Genomic DNA, 20,195 nt, shown 5'->3' on the forward strand with positions numbered 1-20,195 from the left:
CGCTTTCTCCCCTTTGTTATAATTTGTCACGAATTTTTAAATAGTAAGTAGTTTTGCCAATAATTAAAACGAGTGTAATTAATGCAATGGCAACAACTTGTGATTGTCCACTATTCACATCATATAAAAATAGAATAACCATGACAAACACTAATGTCGTATTAAATGCTTTATAAGATGAAAACAAGCCGTTTAGCATTACATGTTTCTCTCCATCATCACTTGCTTGAAATAACTTCTCTTGAAACTTAGGATCCTTAACAGATGGCAAATTCTGTTCTGGATAAATTAAATTCATCATCTCAAAAAATTTTATAACAATGAACACCTTGATTATAAGGCTTAAAACAATAGCCCAAAATAAATAACGGTTTAACGTAAAAGAAATAGTACATAAGGTAAAAAAGTCTATCGACATGGATACCTCTATACAATACATCATATATAAGTATCGATTGTATAACCAAACTTGATATTCATCATTATCCGTCTCGTAGCCTCTAGCTTTAAGAGATCTTTTTAGTGAATACGAGAAATAAATCGATAGAGCAAATAAAAATAACCCGAACGTAAAAACAATGACAATAACAGTCCATAAATCAATATAATTCACTATATCAAATTCAGTTTCCCCTATAAATGTAACACCTAATATACCACCAAGAATACCGCCGATGATCATATACAAAATCGTACGCTTTATCATTATAATTCCTCCTCATCAAATATAAAAATATCATCGATGGACTCGCCGAGTATTTTGGATAACCTTTTCGCAATGATGAGAGACGGAATGTATTCTTCACGCTCAATCAAACTTACTGTTTGTCTAGAAATTTTAGCCTTTTTAGCTAATTCAGTTTGATTCATGTTGTGACGTGCTCGTAATTCTTTCAATCTAGTCTTCACATACATTACACCTCCACAATTAATGTACAATATACTTATCATTTTGACAAGTATATTTGTCAAAATGATAAATTCTTTCATAAAAAAACCCCTCTCACGAGGGATTCCTTTCATCTATTCATTTAATCCGAGCGTTTTTGCTGTGTCTTTATTGATTTCTCTAAACAAGTCAGGGTTATCCGTTAATAATTGGCCATAACTTGGAATCATTTCTTTTAATTTAGCGTCCCATTCATCCATACGTTCTGGGAAGCACTTTCCTAGTAAATCAGTCATGACAGATACAGCGGTACTTGCGCCTGGACTTGCACCAAGTAATGCGGCGATTGAACCGTTGTCACTTGTGACGACTTCTGTTCCGAATTGAAGTGTCCCTTTACCGCCTGTTTCTGTATCTTTAATGACTTGTACACGTTGACCTGCGATGGTCGTTGACCAATCTGCATCCTTCGCTGTTGGTACAAACTTACGTAAATCTTCCATTCGATCTTCATGCGATAACATTAATTGACCGATTAAGTATTTCGTCAGTGGCATTTCTTTCGCACCAGATGCGAGCATCGTCGTCACATTATATGGTTTCACTGATTGAATCAAATCAAGGTACGATCCACTTTTTAAGAATTTCGGTGAAAACCCTGCGAATGGTCCGAACAATAATGTTCTCTTTCCGTCAATATAGCGCGTATCTAAATGCGGTACACTCATTGGTGGTGCACCGACTTCAGCTTTACCGTAAACTTTCGCTAAATGTTGATCTGCGATCGATTCTTCTGAACACGTTAAGAACACACCACTCACTGGGAATCCTCCAACATGTTTAGATTGCTTAATACCTGTTTTCTGTAATAACGGTAATGCATGACCACCTGCTCCAATAAATACGAAGTCCGCGTTGTAATAGTCTGTCTTACCAAATTGACGATCTCGGACTTCTAGTTGCCAACTTCCGTCTTCTACTTCTTTAAAGTTCTTCACTTCATGTGAATAATGAATTTCAACACCTTGTGCCTCAAGATCTTCAAATAAATCTTTCGTCAATTGACCGAAGTTCACATCTGTTCCAGCATCCATCTTACTCATCGCAATTGGCTCATCCGATGTACGACCTTCCATCATGAGAGGTGCCCACTCGCTCAGCTCAGATTTACTATCACTGAATTCCATGCCTTCGAATAAAACATTCCCATTTAACATTTCTACACGTTTCTTTAAGAACTCGACATTCTCTTTACCAAGAACGAAGCTCATATGTGGTACCGGCATAATAAATCGTGAAGGGTCTTGTAACTTCCCTTCTTTCACTAAATAGCTCCAAAATTGTTTAGACACTTGGAATTGCTCATTGACATTGATCGCTTTCTTAATATCAATGACACCATTCGGCTGTTCTTTCGTATAGTTCAATTCACACAATGCTGAATGTCCTGTTCCAGCGTTGTTCCACACATTCGATGACTCTTGAGCTGGTCCATCTAATTTCTCGAACACTCTAATTGAAAGTGTTGGGTCTAATTTTTTTAGGAGCGTTCCAAGCGTTGCACTCATAATGCCCCCACCAATTAATATGACATCTGTCTTATTCATGATAATATTGCCCCCTAGTAAATTTCATCATACTTATTATAACGCTTTTCACATCGTTTAAAAAGCGTTTTCAAAATCTACATCGCATCATCATTACCATATATTTCTTTTTGCCATGCACTTTTTTTAAGCTTTTTATAATAAACATAGAGTCTATATGTTGAATAAACTTTGTGTTTTAACGATTTTTCATTATAATACTTAAGTGGTCGATAAATTGCTTTTTGTTTAGAAAGTTCATTTACCTCAAGATGTAATGAATTTTCATTAATATATTTCTTTAATAGAGGAATAGGTATAAAGCTAAATAGCACTTTATTATTCATGTAATATAACTTATTTGATTTCTCTTCAATTAAATCATCAATCAGTAATTGTGACATTGAACGTTTAGAACTATTAATGTAAGAACTTCCTCTACCTATTCTTAAATTCGCTTCAAAAAATTTATATTTCCCGTCTTTTTTATCATATTTTAAATCGAAATTAGCAAATCCCTGATATCCAATCCCCTCCATCAAAGATTTCGCTTGATCCATTACAGTCTTATTATATCGACTAATCATTGCTAAATAGTTGCCAACGCTAATTAATTCAGGGTCTTGTAAAAGTACTTGAGCAAATGATATAAATTGTGCTTTTTTGGATTGATTCGCATAATAGACAATATCATATAAAGTGGTATCTGATCCTTCAATATATTCTTGTATAATCAGTGCACCTTTATAGTTACTTTGTGTATATATTAATTGAATCGTTTCATTGATTTCATCATATGAATTTAAATAATAAATTTTTTGCTTCCCTTCAAAAGACTCTGTATAAGTTGATGAATCATCAACTTTTAATATAACAGGAAATTGAATTGATTCATTAAAAGAAGGATCTCCAAAATGATGAACATATGTTTCTGGAATATCAACATTAAATGCTTTGCACGTTTCATAAAAATTGCGTTTATAAAATAATTTATTAAATTGATCCGTTGTTGGAACGTTTAATTTATAATATTTTTTTAATTCATCTTGATATTTAACGACCAAAGATAAATATTTGTCAGACGTCGGTAACAAGATTAATGTTTGTTTAGGGTGTTTTGATGCAACCTCGATTAAACTATTCAAAAACGATTCATCTTCATATATATTAGGACATACTTCGTAACGTTTAAATAATGATGAATATTTAGTCATTTTCAAATAGTCCTGTGCAACAATCAGACATTCCATTCCAAATTGTTTATCAAAGTCTACTGCGTACGAATATGCATGTTCTGTGGGGCCTAAAATTACAGGTAAAATATTTTGCTCCAAAGTAACAATCCTTTCATATTAAATAATTCTCTAAAGTATATAATAATATATTAACCTTTTGAGTTTAAAAAAAATAGTGTATGATGAAAAATAAATGACACATTCAAAGGTGATTCAATGTCTCTATCTAAACATTTAAAATCAATTAAAATGTTTGAAACATTAACAGACCAAGAACTAAAGTCCATAGAGCAAATATGTAAAACACGTCGAGTTGTCCGTCAAACTCATTTGTTTTATGAGCAAGAAACATTGACGCATTTCTATTTCATATTATCTGGCGATGTCAAAATTTATCGCGTTGACCAAGAAGGTCGCGAACAAATTATTAATTACTTTGGAACACATGAGATGTTTCCACATCATGCTTTGTTTCGAACAGGACAATATCCAGCCAATGCGATTACCGTAAGCGACACAGAATTCATTACAATCGAGAAAGGTGAATTCGAAGAAATGTTAATCGCTCAACCTGAAGTGATGATCAAGATGGTGCGTTATTTAGGCGATTTAATCGTTGATTTACAGAAACGATTACAACAAAAAGTACTATCCTCAACAACGCAACAAATTTTACATTTACTAAGACGTTTGTGTAAATCACATGGCAGTGCAATTGATCATGACAGGACATTGATTCGTCTCAAACTGACAAAACAAGACCTAGCAAATATGCTAGGTCTAACACGTGAAACAGTGAGTCGAAATGTATCCCACTTCAAAGCCGAAGGCATCGTTGAAGAGGACCAAGACGGTTATTTAATTATTAATCAATCTAAGATTAAATGGTAAAATGAGATTACGATTCATAATATTGAGACTGATCTGTAAACAATACGAGTAACATATATAAGATTAATGTGACTGTAAGAAACATAAATGCCCAACCAACAGCTAATTGGTCACTTGTGACGTAATTGTTGCATAGATTTGTCTCAGCAAAAATATACAAATAACCGAGTATACCAAATAATATTGTGCAAAAAATCATGACCATCATTTGTGATAACATATTTAACTTCGGCCAACTATCTCGGAACATCATACCTGCTAAGAATGGCAATGAAATAAACTTAAATAATTCAACCCACCATAACTCGAGTGATTCATCCATCGTGCGTGGTAGCATCCAGTAACTGATGATGAGTAAACATAGCACCATACCTGGATATCCTGATGCATTCCATGTATCTAGTCCAATATTCAAGCGATATTGAAAAAGAGGGGCAATCAAGATTCCAACGCCAAACAATAACATCATTTGCATATGCATATGTGTAACCATAATTGATTCGAGTAGTGACCTCATTGGTGGTGTTGCAAGTACAAATAATAATATAAATCCATACTTTACGAATCTCAAGATGTCCCCCCCTTTCTCAAGACCGCTTCTAATGTATCAACAGTTCCTTCGACATCTTTAAAGTTCAATACTTCCTCAAGTGTGCCATCTGGTGCAATTAAATAAAATGACGTATTATGTTGAAAATCCGCATCGCCATCTGGAATAACAGTGACACCATATTGATCAAGCAATTGTTGTAATCCATCTCCTGATTTCGTTCTGAGCATTTTCCACGTCGTGCCATCTGCTTCGAAATACGTCGCATATTTGTTCAGTACATCGACTGTATCGCGTTCTCTATCGAATGTAATACTCATAAAGATCAATTCATCTTTATGCTTTGTCATATCCATTTGATCATAGACACGTTGCATATTCGTTTCCATTTGTGGGCAAGCTGTCGAACATGATGTATAGATAAATGTGACGAGCTTATAGTGGTTATTAAAGTCACTGAACTGGTGTGACTCGCCTAAATGGTCTGTCACTCGAACGTTACGTATCTTCGGTTTCTGTTCTTTCAAATCTTGAATACGCTGTTGTTCAATCGTAAATGCAGTGAAACCATCTGTCGTAAAATAAAATAGGAAGGATGCACTGATGAAAATAATAAGTAATGCGATATACTCTATTTTTTTCATACAACATCCCTCCTTTGAAATGATATTACCAAGTTTTATAACCAGGAGATCCTGGTGGTGAATTTTGAATTAAATCTACAATCGGGTACACATAACCCATCGCGATGAGCAGCAATGCAACGACAAGCCACAATCCCCAGTTTTCTGTCCATTTTGGAGTTGTCATTGGCTCTTCAAGTTCAGTTGCGACCATAAATTTTGTCTGTCCTTTCGGTGCTAAGAACATTAAGTTAAAGACGATGTAACACATTAATATGATTCCAATAAATAAAAGTGTTCCACCTGCACCGACAAAGAGTAAGTATGGATTCCAATCAAGTGCATGCGCTGCATCTTGATACGTTGTATATTGTGTACGTCTAGGTGCACCAATTAATCCGACGAACGTCATTGAACCTGACATGAAAATCATCCCAACAACCCAACACGCTGTTTGCCAGATTCCTAAATTGTGAATCTTCTTCGTTAATACACGCCCTGATAAATAAGGCACAAGCCAGTACACAAGTCCGAAGAATGTTAACACGACTGATATACCTACGGTCACATGGAAATGTCCTACAATCCATAAAGTATTATGAACCACTTGGTTTAATTGGTTATTTGTCTGTGCAATACCACCTGCACCCCCAAATATAAATCCAATCATCGCAATCATAATCGTTAAGAATCTAACATCACCCCAAGGTAATTTCCATATCCAACCGAGTAATCCACGACCACCATTTCTTCGACCTGTTCGCTCAAGCACGGCAAACATAGCGAATGCTGTCATCAGTGACGGGAACCCAATCGCAAGACTCATGATTAAATGCATGAACTTCAACCCTTCACCAAATCCAGGATCGACGATTTGATGGTGGAAACCACCGGGTACGTTTAACACGACGATGAGAATAATAACAAGTCTCGTTAATCCATCACTGAAAACCTTTCCGCCCATCACTTTCGGTAACACTAGATACCATGCACTCACTGCGACAAGATACCAAACGTTTACTAATGTATGTCCGAAACTCCAAAATAATGTTCTCGTGAGCAATACGTTAATCGTTTCCATCCAACCGAATGCCCACACGATTAACATTAATACTTCAACGGTTACGCCGATACTACCGAGTGTAATCAACATGTAAACACCGACTGCAAAGAATGCAAATAACGGTAAATGTTCTCCTTTATGCGCTTTCTTCCACTGAAATGCTGAGATAAACACACCGGCTGCACATAGCCAAATGTTCAATACAACAAATACGAGACCGATATAGAACCAAGGTGACGCTTGCATCGGTGCATAGAATGTATATAATACACTTGCATCACCGGCAATGACAGTCCCAATGACCAATACCGCACCAACTAAAAAACTCACAAGTCCTGTCCACGCTAGATTTTGAACGGTGCTAGACAGTCCACCAAGGACGTAATCACACGCTGCGTACAAATAACCATTCATAAAGAGCAGTGTAAATGCAATGATAAGCAATATGCCGTGTAACGTTAAAATTTGATAATAATCAAGTCCTGTATGAATTGTTAAAAATCCTGCTCTGTTCAAACCTTGTAATAAACCTAAAAATCCTCCAATAAATAATATAACAAAACTAAGTCCTATACTCGTGAGTGCAAATCGATTATTTTTAATCCGTTGAATGGCCTCCATCTTATGCACCCTCCTCTACAATAATTTTGGCAGACATTTGATCATGACCGATTCCACAATATTCATTACAAATTAATATAAATTCATCACTTTCATTAAATGTTTGAGTGATTTTTTGGATATATCCTGGGACAACCATTGTATTGATATTCGTATGAGGAACGTTTATACCATGGACAACATCTTTACTCGTCATCGTGAATGTCACTTTCGCACCTTTCGGTACTTTAATTTCATTCGGCTCGAAGCTAAATGTTTGAAGCGTCATGATGACTTCGTATTCATTATCACCAGTTTTATACACACCAGGTTGATCAAATGGTGCCGTTTCACTGACCTTTTGTGGGTCAATCGTTTCTTTATGGCTCGGTGGTGCCATATTTAATTGGAATGCTTGATATCCGGTAATAATAACAGCTAATGCGATAATACCAACACTTAACACAAGCCATATTTCTTCAAGTTTATGGATTTTCATCTTAATCCTCCTTCTCTCATTTCAATTAGAATCGTAATAGATATAACGCAAGTAACACGCCCGTCCATAGCATGATGCTTCCGCCAACAAAGAATAGTGTTGAGAACAATGTCCCTTTAAGCGACATCAGTTCATCATTCACTTTTGATTTATTTTCCATTATGTTACGCCCCTTTCATGTTTGTTATCACTTGATTTATTTCCACTATATCTTATGCAAATGATATGCATTGTGATTTATATCACGGTACAATACATTTGGGTGGATTTTACAATATGCTACTTCTGTAGTATCATGTATACCTATGTGAATTTACGTTTTAAATATTATAAGGAGGGTTTTTAATGGAACAAGATAGCGGCAAAAAAATGAGTCCCGTCTTTTACTATGCAAGTATAATCGTCGGTATACTCGTTTTATTCGGTGCTCTAGCACCTGAAGCGCTCGGTGAATGGGCTGGTAGAATTAGTGGATGGGTGATTGATTATTTTGGTTGGTATTATTTAATTCTTACTACAATCATCGTATTTTTCTGTGTATTCTTACTATTTAGTCCGATTGGTAAATTAAAACTTGGTAAACCATACCATGAACCACAATTTAGTACCGTATCATGGCTAGCAATGTTATTCAGTGCAGGAATGGGTATCGGACTTGTGTTCTACGGAGCAAATGAACCGATTACACATTTCTTAACATCACCAAATGCTGAGGATGAAAGTAATGCTGCAATGATTGAAGCCTTAAGAATTAGTTTCTTCCACTACGGAATTCATGCTTGGGCTATATATGGGGTTGTTGCATTAGCATTAGCTTATTTCCAATTTAGAAAAGGTGAGAAAGGTTTAATTTCACGTACGTTAAGACCAATTCTTGGTAAAGCTGTTGACGGTATACTAGGTACCGTGATCGATGTGTTAGCAGTATTCGCAACCGTAATTGGTGTTGCCGTATCCCTTGGACTTGGAACAATTCAAATTAATGGTGGATTAGAATTTTTATTCGGAGTCCCTAATACAATTTGGGTACAAGGTATTATCATTTTCGTTGTAACAATTCTTTTCTTATTCAGCGCTTGGACTGGATTAAGTAAAGGAATCCAATACTTAAGTAATTTAAACATGATTTTGGCAGGAATTCTCATGTTAGTCGCATTAGTGTTAGGGCCAACATTTTTAATTCTTAACATGATGACGACTTCAACAGGCGCATTGTTAGATACATTCTTACTACGCAGTTTTGATGCAGGACCATTAGATGGAGAAAAAGGAAAATGGTTAGGTGATTGGACAATCTACTACTGGGGTTGGTGGATGAGTTGGTCTCCATTTGTTGGAATCTTCATCGCACGTGTATCACTTGGTAGAACAATCCGTGAATTTATCGGTGGCGTATTACTAGTCCCTACAGTTATTAGTATTATTTGGTTCAGTATATTTGGAGTGACAGGCATTGAAGCTGGTAAAACATCTTCTGAAATATTTGAATTAGGTGCATCAACTCAATTATTTGGTGTATTTGACAGCCTACCTATGGGTATGATTTTATCAATTATCGCTGTATTATTGATATCATCATTCTTTGTAACAAGTGCCGATTCAGCGACATTTGTTCTCGGAATGCAAACAGCGTATGGTTCTATGACGCCTGCTAACAAAATCAAAGTTATTTGGGGCATTCTTTTATCACTTATCGCATTTATCCTATTATTTGCAGGTGGGGATAAAGCTTTAAATGCGTTGCAATCAGCAGCGATTATCTCTGCATTCCCATTCAGCTTTATTATCGCCATGATGATGGTATCTTTCTTCAAAGATGCTAATAATGAACGTAAATATCTAGGTTTATCTATTACACCGAACAAAAAACGTATGAACGAGTATATTGAAGAATCAGAAGAACATCGTGAAAAACATGGTGATGAATTCGAACTATAAACATAATAATCCCCTAGTTCTATTTTAGAACTAGGGGATTTCTTTGTCGTATTCAGAAGATTATTTGGGGTTTACTCTGAATACCAGATCATTTTAGAGCTTTTTCCACTCCGTATTCAGAGTATTTCTCGTTTACTCTGAATACCAGATTATTTTCAGGCTTTTTCCACTCCGTATTCAGAGTATTTCCTGTTTACTCTGAATACCATACCATTTTAGAGCTTTTTCTGCTCCGTATTCAGAGTATTTCCTGTTTACTCTGAATACCAGATCATTTTAGAGCTTTTCCACTCCGTATTCAGAGTATTTCTTGTTTACTCTGAATACGAACAATCCAATCTATCTCTACTTCACAATAATCACTGGAATCGATGAGCGTTTCGCTACTTTGTGACTGACACTTCCTAATACCATTTATTGTAACCCATTCAAACCACGAGTTCCAAGTACTACCGCTTCATATGCTCCTGAATTTGCCGCTTCCACAACAACTTCTTTAGGGGAACCGTGCTCAACTTTCAATTCGTATTGAATTCCAGTTTCATCAAATAATGTTGTAATATGATTCAATTTCTTCTTACTTTCAGCAACACTCGATGACGTCCCGTGTAACACACTTGATTTAGAATCATTTACATCAACAACGTTCAAAATCGTGACAATCGTCTCACCCGGTTGTGCAAAATTCAACAATTCTTCCGCAGCACGATAGCTATTTTCCGAACCATCTGCGGCGAGTAATAAAGTTCTATACATCGTATTCACTTCTTCTTTTAAGCTAAATGTTCATCGTTCAATTCACTCAGTTCTTTCACGATCTTATGGCTGTCTTTGTTCAAGTTTTTCACAATGACTTGGTTGGACTTCTCTTCATACTTCGACACAATCGTATTGATTGCATCAACCGCTGAGTCATCCCATATGTGTGCATGACCAAAATCAATTTCTACAATTTTATTATATACATTGAAATCTAGCTTTGTCATTAACGCATCAATAGAGACGAAAAAGATTTGTCCATTAACTGATACGTGGTGTACATTCTCATCAGTATGTTGCTCGACATCGACATTGGCAATTTTCGTTGCAAAGAATAATGCACTAAATACAACACCGACAATCACACCAATCGCTAAGTTATGCGTGAATAACACAATGAGTACCGTAATCAACATCACAAATGCATCCGTTCGTGGCGCTTTTTGTAAATATTTAAATGAACCCCAATCAAATGTCCCAATAGATACCATGACCATAATGCCAGCAAGGACTGGCATCGGCATTTGAACAACTAAGTCTCCAAGGACAATAATCAAGAACATTAAGAACATACCTGCGACAAAAGTAGATAATCGACTATTCGCCCCAGATCGTACGTTAATCACTGATTGGCCAATCATTGCACAACCGCCCATACCACCAAAGAATCCGGTGATGAAGTTTGCGATCCCTTGTCCTCTTGATTCTTTATTTTTCGAACTGTACGTATCGGTCGCATCATCGACAATCTTAGCTGTAAGAAGACTCTCAACAAGACCGACGATTGCCATCGAAATAGAGTACGGCAAGATAATCATCAAAGTCTCCATCGTGAATGGTACATTTGGAATAAAGAATTGTGGAAGCTGCCTTTTAATCTCACCTAAATCTCCAACTGTTTTAACATCATGTCCTGTATACATATAGACTGCAGTTAACACAACAAGCGCAATTAAAGGCGCTGGAATTAATGTGAAAAATCTAGGTAATACGTATAAAATAACTAATGTGACAATGACATAAATATAAGTCGAAATATTTATCCCAAAAATATGCTCTATTTGTGCCATGAAAATCATAATACCAAGTGCATTTACAAATCCAATCATGACTGCTCTAGGGATAAATTTCATCAAACGACCTATTTTAAGTATTCCTAAAATAATTTGAATGACACCCATGAGAATTGTTGCTGCAAGTAAATATTCAACACCGTGATCTTCAACTAACGGTACAACGAGTAACGCGACTGCACCTGTTGCAGCTGAAATCATTGCAGGTCTTCCACCAACAAACGAAATGACTACCGCAATAATAAATGAAGCGTATAATCCAACCATTGGATCTACACCTGCAATAATACTAAACGCTATCGCTTCTGGAATTAATGCTAATGCCACCACAATTCCTGCTAATATATTTTTGCCAGGGTCTTGAAACCACTCTTTCTTTAATTGTTCTGACATAAGAAATCTCCTTTTTAATTTTTCAACATGGTTAAGTATAACAAATAAGTACCAAATGTATACCCCTTTTTGAAACTTTAACTAGGTATGATATACTTATTTTACTCTAAGATGAAAAAGGTGACTTTATGAATTATGGTTATATACGACCGGTAACACTTTATGATGATGTCGACACCCAACGTCTAAAAATTTCTCAGCATACTGATTACATCATCGAAGAAAACCATGCTTCTAACAAAAATCGAATTGAATTAGATCGATTGTTAAATGATAATGCTCAACTCTCCAATTTATATATTACAGATTTATGTATTTTAGCTGATTCGAGCAAACATTTAGTAGATGTATTAAACCACCTGAACCACAAAAATATTCGTCTTCACATCATCAACTTAAAACTCATTATCGATGGGTATGAGTCTTTAACATTTCTACAGACCGCTGAAATTTTATCACAATTTCAAAGTGATATCGTTAAATTTCGAACTAAACTCGGTGTTGAACAGTCAATAAAAGAAGGACAAAAAACGGGCCGTCCAAAACGTAATGATGAAAATTTAAGGCGTGCCATTGATATGTATTTATCGAAAGACTATACGCTCGATGAAATTAAAAAGCATACAAATATTAGTCGTTCAACTTTATATCGACATTTAGATCAATAAAAAGCCGTAAGCATAATGCTTACGGCTTTTGTAAATTATTCTCCAATGATCTCTTTAACTTTATCTGAATTATCTTCTACCCATTTTTCAGCAGCTTCTGAAGGTTCAGAACCTTCTTGAATATCTAACATCACTTTTTCCATTTCCTCTGTTGACCACTCAAAGTTGTCTAAAATTTCATATGCTTTCGGACTATCTTCCTCTAATCCTTTACGTGCGAATGTGTTAATATGTTCTTCTTCACCAAACACTCCTTTAGGATCATCTAAATATTTTAAGTCATATTTTTGGAATTTCCAATGTGGTGACCAACCAGTCACAATGATTTCATCCTCACTATCGATTGAATCGCCTAATGATTGAGCCATTGCTGCTGATGAAGAAGTGACAACTTCCCAATCTGAAAGATTATCATATTCTTCTACTGCTTTTTCTGCCGCTTGAACTACACCAGCACCTGGTTCAATTCCTGTAATCTTTTGATCTGCTTCTTTTGATAAATCTTCAATGCTATCCACTGGGAAATCTTTAGGTACAACTAAACCAATTTTTGCACCTTTTAAGTTTTCTCCTAAATCATCAATGTCATCTTTATGCTTTTCATATAAGTCTTTATGCGTTACAGGTAACCATGCACTAACTGAAGCATCCGCTTCACCATTTGCTACTGCTTCCCACATAATCGCATTATCAAGTGGATTTACTTCGACATTATAACCAGCTTCTTCTAGAATTTTTTGCATCACGTGTGTTGACGCAACTTCTGAATCCCACTCAACATATGATAATGTAAGATCTTTCTTACCTAAATCACCGGAAGTTTGATCATCTGAAGAACTCTTCTCTTCATCTCCGCCACATGCAACTAGGACGATGGACATAACTAATGTTAGGGCTAAAATTCCTAACTTTTTCATAAAAATTCCTCCTTAAAAATATTATTTATTTATTATCAGAACTTGATTGTGTAAATCGATCAATAATGATCGCTAAAATTACAATACCAAGTCCTGCAACAAATCCTTTACCAACATCAGCGCGTTGAAGTGCACTTAAAACATCTCTTCCTAATCCAGGTGCACCAATCATTGAACCAATCACAACCATAGATAATGCAAGCATTATCGTTTGGTTTAAACCAGCCATAATGGATGGTTTGGCTAATGGTAACTGCACTTTGAATAATTTCTGACTTCTTGTTGTACCAAATGAATCACTTGCCTCTATTAATTCTTGCGATATTTGACGAATACCTAAATTCGTTAACCTAATAATTGGAGGTGCTGAAAATATCACCGAAGCAAATACCCCTGGAACTGTGCCAATGCCGAAAAATGCTACGGCAGGAATTAAATATACAAAGGCAGGCATGGTTTGCATGAAGTCTAAAATTGGTTTCATAATTGCTTCAAAAATATCACTACGTGACATTAAAATACCTAACGGAATACCAATGATAACAGCAACCAATGCACTGACTATCACTAGCGTTAAAGTATCTAACATTTGTTGCCATAAATCTTGATTATATATATAAAATAATCCAAGTCCGACAATAAACGGTGTGATATAACTTTTTTTCATATATATAAATGACAACACCATAATAATGATGATAAATAACCATGGTGGAATAAATTCCAGGATTGATGTGATCCACTCCATCATCGATCCTAAACCTGACTTCACTGGATCAAATATAAAACTAAACGTTTTAGTAATCCAATCGACAAACGAACTCACCCATTCGGCAATTGGCAACTTCTGTAACCCTAAACTAATCATTTGTAACCACCTCATTTCCAGCAGATAACACATTGAGTACTTGGTCATAACGTAACTCACCAACGACTGAATCTTTATCTGTGATAATCAATGTATCGTGGTCTTTATCAAATAGATTAAATGTTTCAGACAATAACGCATTCTTATCTATTGTCCGTTGCGCCTTAGTTGAATCGATTGAAACAGGTTGTTTTACTTCTGTCATGATGTGTTTTGTTTTCAATACTTTCGAACGGTCAATATCTTGAACAAATGCACGAACATAATCATCCGCTGGATTCGTGACAATTTCTTCAGGCTTACCAATTTGAGCGATTTTACCATCTTTCATTAATGCGATCCGATCACCTATACTTAATGCTTCGTTTAAATCATGGGTGATAAAGATGATTGTCTTTTTCATATCTTGTTGCAATTGTAATAACTCTTCTTGCATTTCTTTACGAATCAAAGGATCAAGAGCCGAAAACGCTTCATCCATTAATAATATATCCGTATCATTCGCTAATGCTCTAGCAAGGCCAACACGCTGTTGCATCCCTCCAGAAAGTTGTGAAGGGTATTGGTTTTTATACTCACCTAACCCCACAAGTTCTAAAGCTTCTTGTGCTTTTTTACGACGCTTGCTTTTAGGTATATTTTTAACTTCTAAACCAAATGCAGCATTGTCCAATACTGTTCTAAACGGAAACAGTGCAAAACTTTGGAACACCATGCTAAAGTTTTCTCTTCTAAATTCTCTTAAATCTGTTGCATTTAACTCTAATACATTACGATCTTTAATATGGATTTCACCTACTGTTGGTTCAATCAATCGATTAATCAATCGTATTAAAGTTGATTTACCACTTCCCGAAAGCCCCATGACAACGAATATTTCTGATTCATTAATATCTAATGTTGCATTATTTACAGCTACAGTAGATCCAGTTTGAGACAGGATTTCTTCTTTAGATGCGTTTTTGTCAATTAATTGCTTAACCTCATCATTATAACCACCAAAAACTTTGGTTAAATTTTCAACTCGAATAAAACTCATCATTACCATCCTTAATCAACTTGACATAACACTAATTACCATAACATAGTTTTAAACTTCTTACAAAAAATCATTAAAATTTGATGAATAACATTAAAATTTGATGGATAAAATTAAAATTATGAAATATATTTTAATTTTGTTAATCAAAAAAGGGATACGATATTTTTGATAAAAAAATAATTTCAATACTTTACTAGACATTCAAATTATAGAATGTCTATTTTTTTGGCTATGTTTCTTCTCAATATCATAACGAATAATATTTCATCGTATCCGTAATCAAAGTATTCTCCCATTTATTCTGATTATGCACTACATTAAAACCAATGTTTCTTTTTAAAATAAATAATCATTCCAATCGTAATAAAAATCATCACCAACCACACCGCTAAGTAACCAAAATTCCAATGAAGCTCTGGCATGATATCGAAGTTCATTCCATATATTCCTACAATTAATGTAAGTGGCATGAAGATGACGGAATAAATCGTTAAAATTTTCATAATGTTATTCATCTTAAATGAGTTCAAAGAAATATAGTTATCTCGAATATCTGCTGTCATTTCTCGACTCGATTCGATCATTTCAACTTGTCTGACAAGATGATCATTAATATGGTGTAACAAAATTCTTTGTTTTTTCGATAGGTTAACGAGTCGTCCTTCAAGTACACGATACACTAAGTCTTTCATTGGGTTTACCGTTCGGCGAATCATTAATAAGTCTTCTCGTAAATCAAAGGTTTCTTCGATTAATTCTTCGGTCGAAATATTAACAGAATGTCGATCTTCGAATGAGAATACTTTCTCCTCCAACTCGTAAACAAACGGGAAATAATTATCAACTGTTGCGTCTAAAATCGAATACATAATATCATGCGTACTATGTTTCGCTTTCAAAGTACTATTTTGTAAATTTCGCCACGCTTTATCCACTTCTTCGGCATTTTCTTTATGAAATGTCACGATATAATCATTATTGATAAAGACATCAATTTCTTCAGGTTTCATCGACTTCAAATCAATCGCTTGGAATACAAAGAACAAATAATAATCATACTCTTTAAACTTCGGCCGTTGATTGACGGACGTCGCATCTTCTATAGAAATCGGATGAAAGTTAAAATACGTTCGTAATAGACGCATTTCTTCAGACGTTGCACTTTCGAAATCTACCCACATCCATTTAATTTCAGTCTGTATTTCTTCTGGCGAATTACAACGATGCAATTCATTTTGTTCATTCATATATAAAGTTCGAATCATGCCATCACCTCAAACGTTTTAGAGCGTTTTTATTTTACCATAAATTATATCATTCCATGTTACTATAACGGTAAGGAGGTCTAACGTATGACACATGAAGAATTGATTGCATTACTTGAAAAAAGATTCAACAAAACAAGCCATACGAGAACGGATAAATCATTCGATGACATTAAAGAAAAACTGCTACAAAGTGACAAACTCGACACACTCATTCAAATGGAAGAGACGAAAGGTGAAGTCGATTTCGTATGGGAAGATGGAGATACACTCGTGTTCGCTGATTGTGCGTTACAATCTCCTAAAGGACGTGTGAAGTATTGCTATGACAGAGAGGCATTGGAAGGACGTAAAAAGTACCCACCAGAAAACGACATCATCTCTGTTGCAAATAACATGGGCATTGAACTGTGTGATGAACAGCTCTATCGAAAACTCCAAGAAGTTGCCGGTCCATTCGATACGAAGACATCCAGTTGGATCAAAACACCAGACGATGTTCGTTCATTAGGCGGTGCACTATTTGGGGATTATCGTTATGGACGTGTCTTTATATATCATAACGGAGCGGATTCATACTACAGTTCTAGAGCGTTCAGAGGATTCGTCAAAGTATAGTAAGCAGGCAGATTCGATGAAAACCCTTTCAAAATATAGTATAATGAAACTATAATAAGAAAGGGAGAGATGTATATGAAAGCTGCAGTATTTCATAATGTAAAAGATGTACGCGTTGAAGATGTTGAGCTAAAAGAATTGTCCTCAACTGGTGTTAAAATTAAAGTCGCATGGGCAGGTATTTGTGGTACAGACTTACATGAGTATTTAGCAGGTCCTATTTTTGTTCCTTTAAATGAAGAAAATACTCTAACACATGACAAAGCTCCTGTCACATTAGGCCATGAATTTAGTGGTATCGTTGAAGAAGTTGGACAAGACGTAACTACTGTTAAATCGGGAGATAAAGTCGTTGTTAATCCATTAATCATTAGTGGTGAACATGAAAATGGATTGTATGATATGTATAATGACTCTACTTTCTATGGTCTTGGAACAGATGGAGGGTTTGCTGAATTTGCAATAATAGAAGAGAAGCACGTGATTAAATTAGAAGACGATACATCCCTTAAATTAGGTGCTCTCGTTGAACCAACAGCGGTTGCATTACAAGCCATTCGAGAATCTCGTATGGAGTTTAGTGATTCAGTTGCAGTATACGGCGCCGGTCCCATTGGATTATTAACAATTATTGCTGCACGTGCAGCTGGTGCAAAAGATATTTTTGTTTTTGACTTAAGTGAAGAACGTCTAAAGAAGGCAAAAGAAGTTGGTGCAACGCATATCGTCAATAGCGGTGAACAAAACCCTATCGAGTACATTAAACAGTACTATCCAGACGGTGTTGACCGAACATTCGAAGTAGCCGGTGTACCGATTACAGTTAAACAATCCATTCTATCAACACGCCCTCGCGGTGTCGTGACGGTCGTTTCAATCTTCGAAAAAGTTATGGATTTCAACCCAATGATTTTAACAACATCAGGTGTACATTTAGCATCAACACTTGCATACGAAGATGATATTTTCGAAGCAACAATTAAGATGATTGAATCTGGTCAAATTGATCCTTCACCTGTCATTACAGATCGGATTGAACTTGATGAAATTGTCGACAAAGGATTTAAAGCATTAACAAATGATAAATCACAAGCGAAAATTTTAGTCAAATTATCTGGTGAGGAATAATTACTTGTTTTTTAAGAGGCCACGTAGGCCTCTTTTTTTATGAAAAAAATAATTTGTAAACGTTTACAAAAATAGATTGTAAAGTCACCTATATTATGTATAATAAAATTGAGGTGATTGAATTGAGTGAAAATAAAGATAAATCTAACAATAATCTAAAACGTGAATTTCCATTTTTCCTTTCATTAATTCCATTCATTGTCATGGTTGGGTTGATGTACATTGCAGTAACCATATTCGAAACAGATCCGCATATTCCTTTAATTATGGGGACCGTAACGGCTTCATTAATTGCATTCTTATATGGTAAATATGATTGGGAAGATGTCGAAGATATGATGTTCAAAGGAATTCGCTTAGCACTTCCTGCACTTGTCATCATTCTCTTGATCGGTCTTGTGATTGGTTCATGGATTGGTGGTGGGATTGTTGCGACAATGATCTACTACGGATTAATGTTGATCAATCCAACATACTTCTTAATTACTATTAGTGCGATTTGTGCTTTAACTGCTTTAGCGATTGGGAGCTCATGGTCTACAATGGCGACGATTGGTGTCGCTGGGATGGGGATTGGTGTCAGTATGGGGATCAATCCCGGTATTGTTGCAGGGGCGATTATCTCTGGTTCATATTTCGGAGATAAATTATCTCCATTATCAGATACGACAAACTTAGCTTCAGGTCTTACAAATACTGACTTATTCGAACATATTAAACACATGCTCTTTACAACAATCCCAAGTTTTATTATTGCGATGATTGCATTCACAATCATTGGGTTTAACGTTGGAGATACGTCAAAGAGTTCACAAGAAGATGTACAAGCGATGATGGCTTCGATGCAAGAACATTTCATTATTTCACCGTGGTTACTCCTTGTACCTGTCATCGTTATCGTTGCCATTATGTTCAAGCTTGCCGCTTTCCCAGCATTATCTTTAGGTGTAGTATTAGGATTCTTATGTCATATCTTTGTCCAAGGCGGAGACGCTTCTGTTGCATTCGATACGTTAACGAACGGTTACTCTATTGAATCTAAAAATGATATGGTCAATGAATTATTCAATCGTGGTGGATTGCATGATATGATGTATACGATTTCAATGACCATAGTAGCAATGACATTCGCTGGTGTGATGGAATTTACAGGCATGCTTCAATCAATTATGAATAAAATCCTATTCCTCGCGAAAGGGACCTTCGGTCTCATTGCGGCAACACTTGCTTCTGCATTTACCGTGAACGCGACATGTTCTGAGCAATATATCTCAATCGTCGTACCAAGTCGTATGTTCTTAAAAACATTTATCGACCGAAATCTCCACTCTAAAAACTTATCTAGAACTCTAGAAGATGGAGGAACTATGACAAGTGTGTTCATCCCTTGGAATACTTGTGGTGTGTTCATCTTAGCGACACTCGGTGTACCTGCTTGGGAGTATGGTATGTATGCGATTCTGAACTTCACATCTCCATTGATTGCACTTCTATTAGCTGCAACAGGTATCGGTATTACAAAGATTACAGATCAAGAGAAAGAAGAATTTACAGCTCAATATTTGAAAGATTAACAAATTAAAATCCACT

The 20,195-nt window shown here is 35.6% G+C and carries 20 protein-coding genes and 1 pseudogene; 6 read left to right on the forward strand and 15 right to left on the reverse strand.

Annotation, left to right across the window (positions count from 1 at the left end; translation table 11 throughout):
* Positions 1–16 precede the first annotated feature (16 nt).
* The 4 genes from EDD62_RS06390 to EDD62_RS06405 form a co-directional block, all read right to left on the reverse strand.
* A complete protein-coding gene (locus EDD62_RS06390) occupies positions 17–706 on the reverse strand; it encodes a DUF3169 family protein (protein WP_123807980.1) in 690 nt (229 codons plus the stop codon).
* Positions 706–909, reverse strand: coding sequence for a helix-turn-helix transcriptional regulator (locus EDD62_RS06395; protein WP_077141092.1), 204 nt, complete (start codon positions 907–909; stop codon positions 706–708). The genes EDD62_RS06390 and EDD62_RS06395 overlap by 1 nt, the downstream gene beginning before the upstream one ends.
* Positions 910–1,023: 114 nt before the next feature.
* Positions 1,024–2,496: a malate dehydrogenase (quinone) gene (gene mqo, locus EDD62_RS06400; protein WP_123807981.1), complete on the reverse strand. Its 1,473-nt coding sequence runs from the start codon at positions 2,494–2,496 to the stop codon at positions 1,024–1,026.
* Positions 2,497–2,573: 77 nt separating this feature from the next.
* Positions 2,574–3,809, reverse strand: coding sequence for a carboxylate--amine ligase (locus EDD62_RS06405; RefSeq protein WP_123807982.1), 1,236 nt, complete (start codon positions 3,807–3,809; stop codon positions 2,574–2,576).
* Positions 3,810–3,926: 117 nt separating this feature from the next.
* On the opposite strand from EDD62_RS06405, the gene EDD62_RS06410 reads away from it, so the two are divergent.
* The gene (locus EDD62_RS06410) at positions 3,927–4,601 is read left to right on the forward strand and encodes a Crp/Fnr family transcriptional regulator (protein ID WP_123807983.1); all 675 of its coding nucleotides are present in this window, start codon (positions 3,927–3,929) and stop codon (positions 4,599–4,601) included.
* A gap of 7 nt (positions 4,602–4,608) precedes the next feature.
* Here the strand turns inward: EDD62_RS06410 and EDD62_RS06415 are convergent, their stop codons facing one another.
* From EDD62_RS06415 to EDD62_RS09380, 5 genes are read right to left on the reverse strand one after another with little or no spacing between them, the layout of a single operon-like run.
* Positions 4,609–5,172 (reverse strand): hypothetical protein, encoded by a 564-nt coding sequence (locus tag EDD62_RS06415; RefSeq protein ID WP_123807984.1) that lies wholly within the window; start codon positions 5,170–5,172, stop codon positions 4,609–4,611.
* Positions 5,169–5,795, reverse strand: coding sequence for an SCO family protein (locus EDD62_RS06420; RefSeq protein ID WP_123807985.1), 627 nt, complete (start codon positions 5,793–5,795; stop codon positions 5,169–5,171). Before EDD62_RS06420 ends, EDD62_RS06415 begins: the two co-directional genes overlap by 4 nt.
* Before the next feature lie 25 nt (positions 5,796–5,820).
* Positions 5,821–7,458, reverse strand: coding sequence for a cbb3-type cytochrome c oxidase subunit I (locus EDD62_RS06425; RefSeq protein WP_123807986.1), 1,638 nt, complete (start codon positions 7,456–7,458; stop codon positions 5,821–5,823).
* A gap of 1 nt (position 7,459) precedes the next feature.
* Positions 7,460–7,936 carry a cytochrome c oxidase subunit II gene (locus EDD62_RS06430; protein WP_123807987.1) on the reverse strand — a complete coding sequence of 159 codons (477 nt, stop codon included), beginning with the start codon at positions 7,934–7,936 and terminating at the stop codon, positions 7,460–7,462.
* Between the two features lie 25 nt (positions 7,937–7,961).
* Positions 7,962–8,096, reverse strand: coding sequence for a hypothetical protein (locus EDD62_RS09380; RefSeq protein ID WP_264080374.1), 135 nt, complete (start codon positions 8,094–8,096; stop codon positions 7,962–7,964).
* A gap of 185 nt (positions 8,097–8,281) precedes the next feature.
* Here EDD62_RS09380 and EDD62_RS06435 point away from each other — a divergent pair, with 185 nt between their 5' ends.
* Complete coding sequence (locus tag EDD62_RS06435) at positions 8,282–9,874, forward strand: BCCT family transporter (protein ID WP_123807988.1); 1,593 nt, start codon at positions 8,282–8,284, stop codon at positions 9,872–9,874.
* Positions 9,875–10,219: 345 nt separating this feature from the next.
* Here EDD62_RS06435 and EDD62_RS06440 read toward each other — a convergent pair.
* Together EDD62_RS06440 and EDD62_RS06445 are read right to left on the reverse strand one after the other, a co-directional pair.
* Positions 10,220–10,630 (reverse strand): annotated as a pseudogene (locus tag EDD62_RS06440) (universal stress protein).
* Positions 10,631–10,647: 17 nt separating this feature from the next.
* Positions 10,648–12,099 (reverse strand): SulP family inorganic anion transporter, encoded by a 1,452-nt coding sequence (locus tag EDD62_RS06445; protein ID WP_123807989.1) that lies wholly within the window; start codon positions 12,097–12,099, stop codon positions 10,648–10,650.
* A 128-nt stretch (positions 12,100–12,227) separates the two neighbouring features.
* Between EDD62_RS06445 and EDD62_RS06450 the strand changes: the two genes are divergently transcribed.
* Positions 12,228–12,767, forward strand: a complete 540-nt coding sequence (locus EDD62_RS06450) for a recombinase family protein (RefSeq protein ID WP_077139574.1) — start codon at positions 12,228–12,230, stop codon at positions 12,765–12,767.
* 35 nt (positions 12,768–12,802) lie between these two features.
* Here EDD62_RS06450 and EDD62_RS06455 read toward each other — a convergent pair whose 3' ends face one another.
* From EDD62_RS06455 to corA, 4 genes are all read right to left on the reverse strand, one after another.
* The gene (locus EDD62_RS06455) at positions 12,803–13,684 is read right to left on the reverse strand and encodes a glycine betaine ABC transporter substrate-binding protein (RefSeq protein WP_123807990.1); all 882 of its coding nucleotides are present in this window, start codon (positions 13,682–13,684) and stop codon (positions 12,803–12,805) included.
* Between the two features lie 25 nt (positions 13,685–13,709).
* Positions 13,710–14,552 carry an ABC transporter permease gene (locus tag EDD62_RS06460; protein WP_123808125.1) on the reverse strand — a complete coding sequence of 281 codons (843 nt, stop codon included), beginning with the start codon at positions 14,550–14,552 and terminating at the stop codon, positions 13,710–13,712.
* Positions 14,545–15,591 carry a quaternary amine ABC transporter ATP-binding protein gene (locus EDD62_RS06465; protein WP_123807991.1) on the reverse strand — a complete coding sequence of 349 codons (1,047 nt, stop codon included), beginning with the start codon at positions 15,589–15,591 and terminating at the stop codon, positions 14,545–14,547. Before EDD62_RS06465 ends, EDD62_RS06460 begins: the two co-directional genes overlap by 8 nt.
* Positions 15,592–15,911: 320 nt before the next feature.
* Positions 15,912–16,859 carry a magnesium/cobalt transporter CorA gene (gene corA / locus EDD62_RS06470; protein ID WP_123807992.1) on the reverse strand — a complete coding sequence of 316 codons (948 nt, stop codon included), beginning with the start codon at positions 16,857–16,859 and terminating at the stop codon, positions 15,912–15,914.
* Positions 16,860–16,946: 87 nt separating this feature from the next.
* Between corA and EDD62_RS06475 the strand changes: the two genes are divergently transcribed.
* The 3 genes from EDD62_RS06475 (at position 16,947) to nhaC (ending at position 20,179) form a co-directional block, all read left to right on the forward strand.
* Positions 16,947–17,477, forward strand: coding sequence for a DUF4256 domain-containing protein (locus EDD62_RS06475; RefSeq protein ID WP_123807993.1), 531 nt, complete (start codon positions 16,947–16,949; stop codon positions 17,475–17,477).
* A 75-nt stretch (positions 17,478–17,552) separates the two neighbouring features.
* Positions 17,553–18,605 carry a 2,3-butanediol dehydrogenase gene (locus EDD62_RS06480; protein ID WP_123807994.1) on the forward strand — a complete coding sequence of 351 codons (1,053 nt, stop codon included), beginning with the start codon at positions 17,553–17,555 and terminating at the stop codon, positions 18,603–18,605.
* Positions 18,606–18,727: 122 nt separating this feature from the next.
* The gene (gene nhaC, locus EDD62_RS06485; RefSeq protein WP_282957922.1) at positions 18,728–20,179 is read left to right on the forward strand and encodes a Na+/H+ antiporter NhaC; all 1,452 of its coding nucleotides are present in this window, start codon (positions 18,728–18,730) and stop codon (positions 20,177–20,179) included.
* Positions 20,180–20,195 lie beyond the last annotated feature (16 nt).

The organism is Abyssicoccus albus, from assembly GCF_003815035.1.
Lineage (GTDB): Bacteria > Bacillota > Bacilli > Staphylococcales > Abyssicoccaceae > Abyssicoccus > Abyssicoccus albus.